The sequence below is a fragment of the Phenylobacterium sp. GW821-FHT12F10 genome (assembly GCF_058806695.1).
This window is the reverse complement of sequence record NZ_JBXAPY010000001.1, coordinates 1,006,417-1,020,558: the sequence shown is the minus strand read 5'-3', so window position 1 is coordinate 1,020,558 and position 14,142 is coordinate 1,006,417. Positions and strand designations below refer to the sequence as shown.

Annotated in this window: 7 protein-coding genes; 3 read left to right on the top strand and 4 right to left on the bottom strand. The window is 69.5% G+C overall.

Features of this window, described 5'->3' with window-relative positions:
- Window positions 1-81 precede the first annotated feature (81 nt).
- The 3 genes from AC1RN5_RS05100 to AC1RN5_RS05090 all read left to right on the top strand — a co-directional run bounded on the left by AC1RN5_RS05100 (window position 82) and on the right by AC1RN5_RS05090 (window position 3,030).
- Window positions 82-1,146, top strand: a complete 1,065-nt coding sequence (locus tag AC1RN5_RS05100; protein WP_493040155.1) for a glycine zipper 2TM domain-containing protein — start codon at window positions 82-84, stop codon at window positions 1,144-1,146.
- A gap of 160 nt (window positions 1,147-1,306) precedes the next feature.
- A complete protein-coding gene (locus AC1RN5_RS05095; protein ID WP_493040154.1) occupies window positions 1,307-2,032 on the top strand; it encodes a glutathione S-transferase N-terminal domain-containing protein in 726 nt (241 codons plus the stop codon).
- A complete protein-coding gene (locus AC1RN5_RS05090; protein ID WP_493040153.1) occupies window positions 2,032-3,030 on the top strand; it encodes an isopenicillin N synthase family dioxygenase in 999 nt (332 codons plus the stop codon). The genes AC1RN5_RS05095 and AC1RN5_RS05090 overlap by 1 nt, the downstream gene beginning before the upstream one ends.
- On the opposite strand, the gene AC1RN5_RS05085 is transcribed toward AC1RN5_RS05090, so the two are convergent.
- From AC1RN5_RS05085 to AC1RN5_RS05070, 4 genes are all read right to left on the bottom strand, one after another.
- Window positions 3,027-4,289: an MFS transporter gene (locus AC1RN5_RS05085; RefSeq protein WP_493040152.1), complete on the bottom strand. Its 1,263-nt coding sequence runs from the start codon at window positions 4,287-4,289 to the stop codon at window positions 3,027-3,029. The genes AC1RN5_RS05090 and AC1RN5_RS05085 overlap by 4 nt on opposite strands.
- Window positions 4,290-4,346: 57 nt before the next feature.
- The gene (locus tag AC1RN5_RS05080; protein ID WP_493040151.1) at window positions 4,347-5,999 is read right to left on the bottom strand and encodes an amidohydrolase; all 1,653 of its coding nucleotides are present in this window, start codon (window positions 5,997-5,999) and stop codon (window positions 4,347-4,349) included.
- A 102-nt stretch (window positions 6,000-6,101) separates the two neighbouring features.
- Window positions 6,102-8,189 (bottom strand): response regulator, encoded by a 2,088-nt coding sequence (locus AC1RN5_RS05075; protein ID WP_493040150.1) that lies wholly within the window; start codon window positions 8,187-8,189, stop codon window positions 6,102-6,104.
- 4 nt (window positions 8,190-8,193) lie between these two features.
- Window positions 8,194-14,040 (bottom strand): HAMP domain-containing protein, encoded by a 5,847-nt coding sequence (locus AC1RN5_RS05070; RefSeq protein WP_493040149.1) that lies wholly within the window; start codon window positions 14,038-14,040, stop codon window positions 8,194-8,196.
- Between the last annotated feature and the right edge of the window lie 102 nt (window positions 14,041-14,142).

Here is a 14,142-nt window from a genome sequence, read left to right as displayed (position 1 = left end):
CGGGGTTCGGAACCTCCACCACATCATCGCGTTGAGCTTCCCGACGGACGGACACATGTCCAATCCAGGAGCTTCACCACAATGCGTAAGACCCTTCTCGCCGCCGGCATCGCCGCGGCCGCCCTGCTGCCCACCTTCGCCCTGGCGCAACAGAGCTGCGAACAACAATCCAACAACAACCGCGTCGCCGGCACCGTCATCGGCGCGGGCCTGGGCGCCGTCCTGGGCAGCCAGGTCGCTGGCCACGGCGCCAAGACCGAAGGCTCGGTGATCGGCGCCATCGGCGGCGCGATCGCCGGCAACCAGATCGCCAAGTCGCGCTCCAACTGCACCAGCGCCAACGCCTATGGCTATTACGACGCCAATGGCGCCTGGCACGCCAACACCGTCGATCAGGCCAGCGCGGCCGGCTACTACGACCGTGACGGCCGCTGGGTCGATGGCGCCCCGAACGGCTACTACGACAACCAGAACCGCTGGATCGCCGCCAACACCGCGGCCTCGGCCAGCGGCTACTATGACCGCAACGGCCGTTACGTCCCGGCCTCGGCCGGCGGCTATTACGACGCCAACGGCCAATGGGTCGGCGCCTCGGCCAGCGGCTACTATGACGGCAATGGCCGCTGGGTCGCCGGTCCGGCCACGGGTCGTTACGACTCCAACGGCCGCTGGATCTCCGGCCAGCCCGCCGGTCACCGCGCCGCCAACGGCATGTGGGTCGCCGACGCCCAGCCCGGCTACTACGACACCAACGGTCGCTGGCGCGCCGGTCCGGCCACGGGCTATTACGACGCCCAGGGCCGCTGGATCGCCACCGCCCCCGCGGCCGGCAGCTATGGCCAGAACGCCAGCTACGAAGCCAATTCCGGCTGGGCCAGCGCCCCGCAGGACATCCGCGGCCGCACCGCCTGGCTTGAGCAACGCATCCGCACCGGCATGAACGACGGTTCGCTGTCGCGCGCCGAGGCCAACAACGCCCTGCGCTCGCTCAACATGATCAGCCGCCAGGAACGCGGCATGCGTCACTATCGCAACGGCCAGCTCGGCCGCCGCGACGCCGCGATCATCCAGGCCAAGCTGGACACGGTGGCCGCCAATATCCGCCTCGACCGTCGCGACCGCGACGACCGTCCGCGCGGCTACTAAGACCCCTGACATCGGCGTCTCTCGCCGATGACGCTTCGGGCCCCCGGCATCGCCGAGGGCCCGTTTGCGTTCAGCCTGGGTCAGTTTTCAGATTTTGTGGGGTTGAGGCGGCGGGGTCCGCGCCTAGGCTTGGCGCCTGAAATCCTGACGAGGCCGCCCCATGCTCGATCTCCACTACTGGCCCACCCCCAACGGCAAGAAGGTCACTATCCTGCTGGAGGAGCTGGGGGTCCCCTACAACATCGTGCCGGTAAACATCGGCAAGGGCGACCAGTTCACCGACGCCTATCTGAAGATCGGCCCCAACAACCGCATGCCGGTGCTGGTGGACAACGAACCGGCCGACGGCGGGCCGCCGCTGAGCGTGTTCGAGTCGGGCTCGATCATGATGTACCTGGCCGAGAAGTTCGGGCGCTTCTGGCCGCAGGATGTGCGCGGAAAGTACGAGGTCAACCAGTGGGTCGTCTGGCAGATGGCCAACCAGGGTCCCAAGACCGGCGAGCGCGGCCACTTCAGCCGGGTCGATCCCAAGCACGGCGACCAGTCCTACGCCCAGCGGCGCTTCAACGACGAGATCCACCGGCTCTACGGCGTGCTCAACAACCGCCTCTATGACCGCCCCTGGATCGCCGGCGACGACTACACGATCGCCGACATGATCGCCTATCCCTGGACCGCCAGCTGGGAGCTGCAGGGGATCGACATGGGCGAGTTCAAGTACTTCAAGCGCTGGTGGGACACGATGTCGGCCCGCCCCGCGGTGGTGAAGGGCATGGCGGTCACCGCCGGCCCGCCTGAGGATCCGGCCACGGTCACGCCCGAGGAACGCGAGCGCCGCATGAAGCTGCTCTACAACCAGCGCGCCCGGCCCGCGCCGGCCGCCTGATGGAGACCCTGCCGGTCATCGAGATGAGCGCCCTGTTCGACCGCGGCGACGCGGCGGGCCGGGCTAGGGTGGCGCGCGAGATCGCCCGGGCCTGCGAGGCCCACGGCTTCTTCTACCTCACCGGTCACGGGATCGGCCTTGAGACGCTGCGCGAGCTGGAGGCCCAGAGCCGCCGGTTCTTCGCCCTGCCCCTGGACGAGAAACTGGCGATCGACATGGCGCGCGGCGGACGGGCCTGGCGGGGCTTCTTCCCGGTGGGCGGCGAATTGACCTCGGGCGTGCCGGATCTCAAGGAGGGCCTCTATCTGGGGACCGACCTGGCGGCCGACCATCCCCGCGTGCAGGCGCGCCTGCCGATGCACGGCGCCAACCTCTGGCCCGCCGCCCTGCCCGGCCTGAAAACCGCCGCCGAAGCCTATATGGCCGGCGCGACCCGAGCCGCGGCGGCGCTCATGGAGGGGTTCTCCCTGAGCCTCGGCCTCGACGACGACTATTTCCGCGACGCCTATACCAACACGCCCACCGTGCTGTTCCGCATCTTCCACTACCCGGCCCAGGGCCCCGGCGGCGAGGACTGGAGCCGCTCCTGGGGCGTGGGCGAGCACACCGACTACGGCCTGCTGACCCTGCTGGCCCAGGACGCGCACGGGGGGCTGCAGGTCAAGGCGCCCGGCGGCTGGATCGAGGCGCCGCCCCTGGAGGGCGCCCTGGTCTGCAATATCGGCGACATGCTGGAGCGGCTGACCGGCGGCCGCTATCGCTCGACGCCGCACCGGGTGAGGAATGTCAGCGGCCAGGACCGGCTGTCCTTTCCGCTGTTCTTCGACCCCGACTTCACCGCCCGGATGGTCCCCCTGCCCGGCGCGGCGTCGGTGACCGGCGCGGAGGGCCGCTGGGACGGCGCCAGCGTGCACGAGTTCGAGGGGACCTACGGCGACTACCTGCTCTCCAAGGTGGCCAAGGTGTTCCCGAACCTGGTGGACGAGGCCCTGGCCTAGACAGCCTGGGCCACCGCCCCCCGGCGGATCATCAGGGAGGCGGCGGCGGCCAGGAAGCCCGCGGCGCCGGCCAGGACGAAGGCCTCCAGATAGCTACCCTGCATCGTGCGGATGATCCCGGCGGTGACGGCGGCCGTCGCCGCGCCCGCCTGATGGCCCGCGGCGATCCAGCCGAAGACGATGGGGCCGTCACGGTCGCCGAAGGTCTCGGTGGCCAGGCGCACCGTCGGCGGCACGGTGGCGATCCAGTCCAGCCCGTAGAAGACCGCGAAGACGCCGAGGCTGACGATGGAGAAGTCGGTATAGGGCAGGACGATCAGGGAAAGGCCGCGCAGGGCGTAGTAGACGAACAGCAGCTTGCGCGGGTCGTAGCGGTCGGTGAGCCAGCCCGACAGCGTGGTGCCCACCAGGTCGAACAGCCCCATCATGGCCAGCAGGCCCGCGGCCTGGACCTCGGCCACCCCGTGGTCGCCGCACAGCGCGATCAGGTGCACCCCCACCAAGCCGTTGGTGGTGAGGCCGCAGACGAAGAAGCCCAGGAACAGCAGCCAGAAGGTCCGTGTCCTCGACGCCCGCGCCAGGGCCCCGAAGGCGACGCTGAGCGCCCCGTTGGCGGGCGGCGGCGGGGGTTCGTAGTCGGCCGGCGCGCCATAGGGCAGATGGCCGATGTCGGCGGGCTTCTCCGGCAGGACGAACCACAGGAGGGGCGCCAGGATCCCGGTGACGGCGGCCACGGTCAGCACCACCGGCCGCCAGCCGGCGGTCTCGGCCAGCCAGGCCATGGCCGGCAGGAAGATCAGGGTCCCGGTGGCCGTCGAGGCCGTCAGCAGGCCCATCATCAGGCCCCGCCGCTCGACGAACCAGCGGTTCACCACGGTGGCCCCCAGGACCATGGCCACCGCGCCCGAGCCGAAGCCGGCGAACACGCCCCAGGTGGCGATGTACTGCCAGGGCTCCGTCATCATCGACGACAGGCCCGTGGAGACCGCCATCAGCAGCAGGGCCAGGGTCACCGTCCGGCGCACCCCGAAGGACTGCATCAGGGCCGCGGCGAAGGGTCCGGTCAGGCCATAGAGGAAGATGCCCACCGCGGCGGCCGTCGAGACCGTGGCGCGGCTCCAGCCGAAGGCCTGCTCCAGGGGGAGGATCAGGACGCCGGGCGCCGAGCGCAGGCCGGCGGCGGCCAGCAGGGCGACGAAGATCGCCGCGGCGACCACGAAGGCGTAGTTCTGGCCGAAGGGCCTGCGCAGGGTGCTCATGGCGCCAGAGGTGGGCGCCGCTCCGGCTCCGGCAAGGCCAGGCTGGCCGCAGTTATCCTAATGCGCACGATAGACCACCTTGCCCCCCACGATGGTCATCACCGCGTGGGCCTTGGCGATCTCGGGGAACGGGGCGGTCATCAGGTCGACGGAGAAGACCGAGAGGTCGGCGGCCTTGCCCACCGACAGATCCCCCAGGTCCTTCTCCCGGAACACGGCGTAGGCCGCGCCCTTGGTGATCAGGGCCAGGGCCTGGGGCCGGGTCAGCACCTCATCCAGGCCCCAGTCGGGACCGGCATAGCCCTTGAGATCGTGGCGGTAGGTCGCGGCGTAGAACTCGACGAGGGGATCGCCCTTCTCCACCGGCGCGTCGGTGCCGATGGCCATGGGGGCGCCGCTGGTCAGCAGGTCATGCCAGGCATAGGCGCCCTTCAGCCGGGCCGCCCCCAGGCGGGCCGGGGCGAAATAGAGGTCGCCGATGGCGTGGGAGGGCTGCATCGAGGCGATGACGCCATCTTCGGCGAAGCGCGGGATGTCCGTGGGCGAGATGACCTGGGCGTGCTCGATCCGCCAGCGGGCGGCGCGCAGCGCGGCCGGATCGCCGTCGAAGGCGGTCTCGAAGGCGTCCAGCACCAGGCGGTTGCCGCGATCGCCGATGGCGTGGATGGCGATCTGGGCGTGGGACCTGCGCGCCGCCGCCAGGGTCCTGGCGATCACGTCGGCGGGGGTCAGCAGCAGGCCCGTGCCCGGCGCGTCGTCATAGGGCGCCAGCAGGGCCGCGCCCCGCGAGCCCAGCGCCCCGTCCATGTACATCTTGATCCCGTCGATGCGGACCAGGCCGGTGGGGTCGGCGGAGGGGCCGGTGGTGAGCAGGTCGCCGGCCGAGGACAGGTCCATGAAGTTGTCGACCCGGATCGGCAGGGTCCCGGCCGCGGCCATGTCCTTCAGGATGGCGACGTCGGCCGCCCCCACGCTGACGCTGTGGAGGCCGGTCCAGCCGCGCGACGCATAGAGGTCGACGGCGCGGCGGGCGGCCTCGCGCATCTGGGCCGGGGACGGCGGCGGGACCTTGGCGGTCACCAGGGCCTTGGCGTTGTCGATCAGCATGCCGGTGGGTTCGCCCGCGGCGTCGCGGAGGATCTGGCCGCCGGCCGGATCGGGCGTGTCGCGGGTCACGCCGGCCAGGGCCAGCATCCTCGAATTGGCCACCAGGGCGTGGCCGTCGGCCCGGCTCAGGACCACCGGGCGGTCGGAGACCACGGCGTCGAGGTCGGCGCGGGTGGGGAAACGCTTCTCCGGATAGTGGGTCTCGATCCAGCCACGTCCCGACAGCACCTCCGGCCCCGGGTGGGCCAGGGACCAGGCCTTCACCTTGGCGGTCATCTCGGCGATGGAGAGGGTCCCCTCCAGGTTCAGGGTCATCTCCCGGAAGCCGATGCCCATCAGGTGGCCGTGGGCGTCGACGAAGCCCGGATAGGCCGCGGCGCCCTTCAGGTCGATGGCCTGGGATTTGGCGGCGGTCTTGCGGGCCTGGGCCAGGGCGCCGGCGAAGGCCACCTTGCCGTCGCGGACCACCAGGGCCTCGACCTTGGGGGCGCTGTCGACCCCGGTATAGATCGGCCCGCCGAAGATCAGCAGGTCGGCGGCCTGGGCCGCGCCGGCGGCGGCGAGACTGGCGACAGCGGCGAGGCAGGCGAGTTGGCGGCGCATGGTCGAGACGATTCCCCCTGGATGGCGGCGGCATAGAGCCACGATCCCAGTGGGCGAGGAAAGCACGCCGAGGCGCTTTTCGCCGCCGGCGACCGCTTCTGCCTAGGCCGTAGCCGCCACCGCCCTGCCGCCGGCCGCCTTGCGGCGCCGAGGCTTGGCCTTGAGCACCTGGTGCAGCTTGGCCATCAGGCCCGCGGCCTCATAGGGCTTGTCCAGCAGGGGGAACTCGTCTGTCTCCAGCACCGCGCCCTCGCCGACGAAGCCGGAGGTGAGCAGGATGCGCAGGTCGGGCCGCCGCACGCGGGCGGCGCGGGCCAGGTCCACTCCGCTGAGCCCGCCCGGCATGACCACGTCGGAGAACAGCAACTCGATCTCCGGCCGGCGCTCCAGGATCTCCAGGGCGTCGCGGGCGTTGGTGGCGGTCTCCACCTGGTAGCCGAGCCCCACCAGCATGTCCTGGGTCAGGGCCAGGACCTGGGGATCGTCCTCCACCACCAGCAGGCGCTCGCCCCCGCCCCGCAGCTCTGTCACCGGGGCGGGGCCGCGCACCGCCTGGGCCGGGGCCTGGGTGGCCGGCAGCAGCAGGCGGAAGGTGGACCCGGCGCCCGGCGCGCTCTCGATGCGCACATGGCCCTCCGACTGGCTGACGAATCCGTAGACCTGGGAGAGCCCCAGGCCCGAGCCCTTGCCCACCTCCTTGGTGGTGAAGAAGGGCTCGAACACCCGGGCGCGGATCTCCGGCGCCATGCCGTGGCCCGTGTCGCGGACCTCGATGCACACCCAGTCGCCGGCCTGGCCGTCCAGGTCGCTCACCCGGCGGCTGCCGAGGGTGAGGCGGCCGCCGCCGGTCATGGCGTCGCGGGCGTTGACCGCCAGGTTCAGCAGGGCGGTCTCCAGCTGGGTGGGGTCGACGTGGGCGCGCAGCTCGCCGTCCTCCAGGGCCAGCTCCAGATCGATGGCCTCGCCGGCGGCCTGGCGCAGCAGGGGGGTGAAGTTGCGGATCAGGGCGTTGACGTCGAGGGTGACCGGGGTGAGTTGCTGGCGGCGCGAGAAGGCCAGCAGCTGGCGGGTCAGGTCGCGACCGCGCTCGGCGGCCTGGCGGATGGCGTCGATCCGGCGGGCGCGCCGGTCCTCGTCCTCCACCTTGCGGCCCATGATGTCGACATTGCCCAGCACCACCGTCAGCAGGTTGTTGAAGTCGTGGGCCACCCCGCCGGTGAGCTGGCCGACGGCCTCCATCTTGCGCGCCTGGGCGAGCTGCTCCTCCAGGCTGCGGCGGTCGGTGGCGTCGAGGATGACGCCGAACAGTTCGCGGCCTTCCCCGTCCTCGCCGGGGGCCAGGACCCCCTGGTCCTGCAGGTAGCGATAGGTCCCGTCGGCGCACAGCCAGCGGAACTCCACGGCGTAGGAGCCCGTGCGGTTCGCGGCCGAGACCTTCTCCACCACCATGTCGAGGTCGTCGGGATGGATGCGGCTGGACCCGAAATCGGGCTCCGACATCATTTCCTCGGCCGTGTAGCCGGTGATGTCGAACACCGACTCGCTGACGAACAGCACCTCGAAGGGGGCCTCGGCCCGGCGGGAGTGGAAGACCACGGGCAGGGAGCGGAGGATGGCCTCCTGGCGGGCCTCGGTGCGGCGCAGGGCGCGCTCGGTCGAGGCCTTGGCCGCCTGGATGCGGGCGTTCTCGTCCAGCAGCCACTGGCGGTAGGCGGCCTGGCGCTTCACCTCCTCGGTCTTCAGATAGAGGTCCACCAGGACCGTGACCTTGGAGCGCAGGATGAAAGGGTCCACGGGCTTGAACACCACGTCCACGGCCCCGGCCGAGTAGGCCTGGAAGACGTGGGCCTCGTCCCGGAAGATGGCGGTGACGAAGACGATGGGGGTGCGGTTGGTGCGCTTGCGCTGGCGGATCAGGCTGGCGGTCTCGAAGCCGTCCATGCCGGGCATGTGCAGGTCCAGCAGGATGACCGCGAAGTCGTCCTCCAGGATCTTGCGAAGGGCCTCGTCCCCCGAGCGCGCCACCACCAGGTCGTGACCCAGCGCCTCCAGGGCGTGGACCGCGGCGTAGGCGTTGCGCTCATCGTCGTCGACGATCAGCACCTTGGCCCGCAGCGGCGCCTCCATGTCCGGCGGCGGCGGGTCGGCGCTTCGAAGACGGCCGGGACGCAGGGGGATGGAGTGGCTCACGCGGTCACCCGGCCTGGGGAATGAGGGACATGACGGGGTCTGCGGCCAGGCGCTGGGCGTCGCCCCGCTGGATCGAGACCCGCAGCACCGAGACCAGGTGGTCGATGTTCACCGGCTTGGAGACATAGTCCGAGGCCCCCGCCTGGATGCACTTCTGCCGGTCGCCCTTCATCGCCTTGGCGGTGACCGCCACGATGGGCAGGTTCGACATCCCCGGGCGGGCGCGGATCTCGCGGATGGTCTCGTAGCCGTCCATGTCCGGCATCATGATGTCCACCAGGACGACGTCAATGTCGTCGCGCTCCCCCAGGATCTCCAATCCCGCGCGGCCGCTCTCGGCGTAGGAGATCTCCACCCCGTACTCCTCCAGGGCGCTGGCCAGGGAGAAGATGTTGCGGATGTCGTCGTCGATGACCACGATCTTCCGGCCGGCTAGGATGGCGTCCTCGTTGCGGACCAGGCCGAGCTTGGCGCGGGCCGGATCGGAGAGCCGCGCCACCGGCTCGTGCAGCAGGATCGAGACCTGGTCGACGAGCTGGTCCAGGGTTCGAGCCAAGCGCGCCAGGCCGCCGAACACCGCCAGCCGCAGGCGGCGCTCCACCTCCGGCGCCAGCTCCTCGGGGGCGTAGATCACCACCGGGTTGATCGGGCCGCGGGCCTGTTTCAGCAGGTCCACCGTCTCGCCCGGCCCGACCGCGCTGACGTCGATCACCAGGGCCTCGGGCCGCTCGTCCGGATCGCGCGCCAGGACGCCCGCCAGGTCGGCCGACAGCTCCATGCCCGCGAAGCAGTTGCGCAGGGTGTCGGCCGCCTCCCCCTCGCCCCCCACCAGGACCAGGTGGCGCTCATCCTTCTCCACGAAGCTCTTCACCTCGCGCAGGGTCGAGACCACCTCCTCGCGCTCCACCGGCTTGTGGGTGAAGCCGAAGGCGCCCATGGACAGGCCCAGGCCCCGCTGGTCGTCGGCGGAGATGACGTGGACCGGGATGTGCCGGGTCTCGCTGGTGCGCTTGAGCAGATCCAGGAGGGCCAGGCCGTCCATGTCGGGCAGGCCGAGGTCGAGCATGATGGCGTCCGGCGAGAACCGTCGGGCGAGGGAGGGCACCGCCCCGCCCTCCGCGGTCACCACGCCCTTGAAGCCGGAGTCCCGCACCATGGTCAGCAGGATGGCCGAGAAGCGCGGGTCGTCCTCGACGATCAGCACCACCGAATCCCCCTCGGCGATGGTGTCGCGGTCGTCGGCCACCGGCTCGGCCGAGGACTCCGGCAGCGACAGGGGCGTCAGGGCGCGCGGCGGACTGGGCAGGTTGCGCGTGGCCGCCGAGGCCTGGGCGGGGCTGAAGTTCAGCGGCAGGAACAGGGTGAAGGTCGAGCCCTGGCCCGGCCGGGAGTCCACCCGCAGCTCGCCGCCCAGCAGGCGGGTGATCTCGCGGCTGATGGAGAGGCCCAGGCCCGTGCCGCCATACTTGCGACTGGTGGTGCCGTCGGCCTGCTGGAAGGCCTCGAAGATGATCCTCTGCTTCTCCTCGGGGATGCCGATGCCGCTGTCCTCCACCGCGAAGGCCAGGACCTGGCCGGCGGTGTTGAGATGGTCGTTGGCCAGGCTCCAGCCGGAGACCGCGCGGCTGACCTTCAGCTTCACATGGCCCGTCTCGGTGAACTTGAAGGCGTTGGAGAGCAGGTTCTTGATGATCTGCTGCAGCCGCTTGTCGTCGGTCAGCATCGACCGCGGCAGGGCCGGGTCGATGTCGATGATGAAGTCGAGCCGCTTGTTGCTGGCGATCTGCGAGAAGGTGCGGTCCACCTGATCGCTCAGCCCGGCGAAGGACATCTCGCTGATGTCCAGGGTGGTGGTGCCGGATTCGATCTTCGACAGGTCGAGGATGTCGTTGATCAGGCCCAGCAGGTCGGCGCCGGCGTCGTGGATGTTCTTGGCGAACTCCACCTGCTTGTCCGACAGGTTGCCCTGGCTGTTGTCGGCCAGCAGCTTGGAGAGGATCAGCAGGCTGTTGAGCGGCGTGCGCAGCTCGTGGCTCATATTGGCCAGGAACTCCGACTTGTACTTCGAGGTCAGGGCCAGCTGCTCGGCCTTTTCCTCGAGTGCGATCTTGGCCTGCTCCACCTCGCGGTTCTTGGCCTCCACCTGGGTGTTCTGGGACGAGAGCAGGTGGGCCTTTTCCTCCAGCTCGGCGTTGGTCTGCTGCAGTTCGTCCTGCTTGGTGCGCAGCAGCTCCTCCGACTGGCGCAGGGAGGCGGCCTGCTGTTCCAGCCGGTCGTTGGTCTTGGTGAGCTCCTCCTGCTGGGCCTGCAGTTCCGAGGTCAGCAGCTGGGACTGCTTGAGCAGTCCCTCGGTGCGCATGTTGGCCGCGATGGTGGAGAGCACGATGCCGATGGATTCCATCAGCTGGTCGAGGAAGGCCTGCTGGGTCTCGTTGAACTCGCCGAAGGTGGCCAGCTCGATCACCGCCTTGACGTCGCCTTCGAAGAGGGCCGGCAGGACGATGATGTTCAGCGGCGCGGCCTCGCCGAGGCCCGAGCTGATCTGGACGTAGTCCTTGGGGACGTTGGTCAGCAGGATGCGGGACTTCTCGGCCGCGCACTGGCCGATCAGGCCCTCCCGCAGGCGGAACTGGCTGGCCAGGTGCTTGCGGTTGTTGAAGGCGTAGCTGGCGGCCAGGGTCAGGATGTCCTGGCCCTCCTCGTCGGTGTCGGTGACGTAGAAGACCGCGTGCTGGGCGTTGATCAGGGGCGCCAGTTCCGACAGCACCAGGTTCGACACGGTGGAGAGGTCGCGCTCGCCCTGCAGCATGCGGGTGAAGCGGGCCAGGTTGGTCTTCAGCCAGTCCTGCTCGGTGTTCTTGAAGGTCTGATCCTTCAGGTTGCGGATCATCTCGTTGATGTTGTTCTTCAGCTCCTCCACCTCGCCGGAGGCCTCGACGGTGATGGAGCGCGTCAGGTCGCCCTTGGTCACCGCGGTGGACACCTCGGCGATGGCGCGGACCTGGGTGGTGAGGTTGGCGGCCAGTTCGTTCACGTTGTCGGTGAGGTCGCGCCACAGGCCCGCCGCGCCGGGCACCCGGGCCTGGCCGCCGAGCTTGCCCTCGATCCCCACCTCGCGGGCCACGTTGGTCACCTGGTCGGCGAAGGTGGCCAGGGTCTCGATCATGCCGTTGATGGTGTCGGCGAGGCTGGCGATCTCGCCCTTGGCGTCCAGGGTCAGCTTGCGCTTCAGGTCGCCCTCGGCCACCGCGGTCACCACGTCGGCGATGTTGCGCACCTGGCCGGTCAGGTTGGCGGCCATCATGTTCACATTGTCGGTGAGGTCCTTCCAGGTCCCGGCGACGCCGGGCACCTGGGCCTGGCCGCCGAGCTTGCCCTCGGTGCCGACTTCACGCGCCACCCGGGTCACTTCGGAGGCGAAGCCGTTGAGCTGGTCCACCATGGTGTTGATGGTGGATTTCAGCTCCAGGATCTCCCCGCGCACGTCCACGGTGATCTTCTTCGACAGGTCGCCCTTGGCCACCGCGGTGGTGACGTCGGCGATGTTGCGCACCTGGCCGGTGAGGTTGCCGGCCATCAGGTTCACATTGTCGGTGAGCTCCTTCCAGGTCCCGGCCACCCCCTTCACCTGGGCCTGGCCGCCGAGCTTGCCTTCCGTACCCACCTCGCGGGCCACGCGGGTCACTTCGGAGGAGAAGGAGTTGAGCTGGTCCACCATGGTGTTGATGGTGTTCTTCAGCTCCAGGATCTCGCCCTTCACGTCGACGGTGATCTTCTTGGACAGATCGCCCATGGCCACGGCGGTGGTCACCTCGGCGATGTTGCGGACCTGGCCGGTCAGGTTGGCGGCCATGAAGTTCACGTTGTCGGTGAGCTCCTTCCAGGTCCCGGCCACCCCCTTCACCTGGGCCTGGCCGCCCAGCTTGCCCTCGGTGCCGACTTCACGCGCCACCCGCGTCACTTCGGAGGAGAAGCCGTTCAACTGGTCCACCATGGTGTTGATGGTGTTCTTCAGCTCCAGGATCTCGCCCTTCACGTCGACGGTGATCTTCTTGGAGAGATCGCCGTTGGCCACGGCGGTGGTCACCTCGGCGATGTTACGCACCTGGCCGGTCAGATTGCCGGCCATCAGGTTCACATTGTCGGTGAGCTCCTTCCAGGTCCCCCCCACCCCCTTCACCTGGGCCTGACCGCCCAGCTTGCCCTCGGTGCCCACTTCACGGGCCACGCGGGTCACTTCGGAGGAGAAGCCGTTGAGCTGGTCCACCATGGTGTTGATGGTGTTCTTCAGCTCGAGAATCTCGCCCTTCACGTCGACGGTGATCTTCTTGGACAGATCGCCCATGGCCACGGCCGTGGTCACCTCGGCGATGTTGCGGACCTGGCCGGTCAGGTTGGCGGCCATCATGTTCACATTGTCGGTGAGGTCCTTCCAGGTGCCGCCGACCCCGCGGACCTGGGCCTGGCCGCCGAGCTTGCCCTCGGTGCCCACTTCGCGCGCCACCCGCGTCACTTCGGAGGAGAAGGCGTTCAGCTGGTCCACCATGATGTTGATGGTGTTCTTGAGCTCCAGCACCTCGCCCTTCACGTCGACGGTGATCTTCTTGGAGAGGTCGCCATTGGCCACGGCGGTGGTCACCTCGGCGATGTTGCGCACCTGGCCGGTCAGGTTGCCGGCCATGAAGTTCACGTTGTCGGTGAGGTCCTTCCAGGCGCCGGTGACGCCCTCCACCCGGGCCTGACCGCCCAGCTTGCCCTCGGTGCCCACCTCGCGGGCCACGCGGGTCACCTCGGAGGAGAAGGCGTTGAGCTGGTCCACCATGATGTTGATGGTGTTCTTCAGCTCCAGGATCTCGCCCTTCACGTCGACGGTGATCTTCTTCGACAGGTCGCCGCGCGCCACGGCGGTGGTCACCTCGGCGATGTTGCGGACCTGGCCGGTCAGGTTGCCGGCCATCAGGTTCACATTGTCGGTGAGCTCCTTCCAGGTGCCGGCCACCCCCTTCACCTGGGCCTGGCCGCCCAGCTTGCCCTCGGTGCCGACCTCGCGCGCCACCCGCGTCACTTCGGAGGCGAAGGAGTTGAGCTGGTCGACCATGGTGTTGATCGTGGACTTCAGCTCCAGGATCTCGCCCTTCACGTCCACGGTGATCTTCTTCGACAGGTCGCCGTTTGCCACCGCGGTGGTCACCTCGGCGATGTTGCGCACCTGGCCGGTGAGGTTGGCGGCCATGAAGTTCACGTTGTCGGTGAGGTCCTTCCAGGCGCCGGTCACCCCGCGCACCTGGGCCTGACCGCCCAGCTTGCCCTCGGTGCCCACCTCGCGCGCCACCCGCGTCACTTCGGAGGCGAAGGAGCCGAGCTGGCCCACCATGGTGTTCACCACCTTGCCGATCCGCAGGAACTCCCCGCGCAGGGGCCGCTCCTCGTTCTCCAGGTCCATGGTCTGGGAGAGGTCGCCCTTGGCCACCGCGCCGATCACCCGGGCCATCTCGGCCGTCGGGTGGACCATGTCGGTGATCAGGGTGTTGACCGCGTCGACGCTGGCGGCCCAGGAGCCGGTGGCCGCCGGCAGCTTGGCGCGGTGATTGATCTTGCCCTGCTTGCCCACCACGTCGCCGAGCCGCTCGAACTCCTTGGTCATGCGGTCGTTGAGCTCGACGACCTCATTGAAGGCCTCGGCGATCTCCCCGTCGGCGCCGTCCAGGCCGCGCGGCAGGCGCACCGAGAAGTCCCCGCGCCGGAAGGCGCGCAGGGCCGCCAGCAGCTCCCGGGTCTCCAGGCCCAGGGGCTCCCGGCCATTGGCGCGGCGGGACTTGGAGGTGGTTTGAAGGGTGGCAGATGCAGGCATGTTTCCCCCGAACGGTACGAACCCGCGGGACGGCGCGCCGAGGGCCATCGCGCCGCGCCTCCGCGGACCGGTGTCTCCCCCTCAAGCGGCACGCACCCCCGC

Coding starts and splice junctions, on each gene's coding strand:
- AC1RN5_RS05100 (WP_493040155.1), top strand. CDS start 82: ATGCGTAAGACCCTTCTCGCCGCCGGCATCGCCGCGGCCGCCCTGCTG.
- AC1RN5_RS05095 (WP_493040154.1), top strand. CDS start 1,307: ATGCTCGATCTCCACTACTGGCCCACCCCCAACGGCAAGAAGGTCACT.
- AC1RN5_RS05090 (WP_493040153.1), top strand. CDS start 2,032: ATGGAGACCCTGCCGGTCATCGAGATGAGCGCCCTGTTCGACCGCGGC.
- AC1RN5_RS05085 (WP_493040152.1), bottom strand. CDS start 4,289: ATGAGCACCCTGCGCAGGCCCTTCGGCCAGAACTACGCCTTCGTGGTC.
- AC1RN5_RS05080 (WP_493040151.1), bottom strand. CDS start 5,999: ATGCGCCGCCAACTCGCCTGCCTCGCCGCTGTCGCCAGTCTCGCCGCC.
- AC1RN5_RS05070 (WP_493040149.1), bottom strand. CDS start 14,040: ATGCCTGCATCTGCCACCCTTCAAACCACCTCCAAGTCCCGCCGCGCC.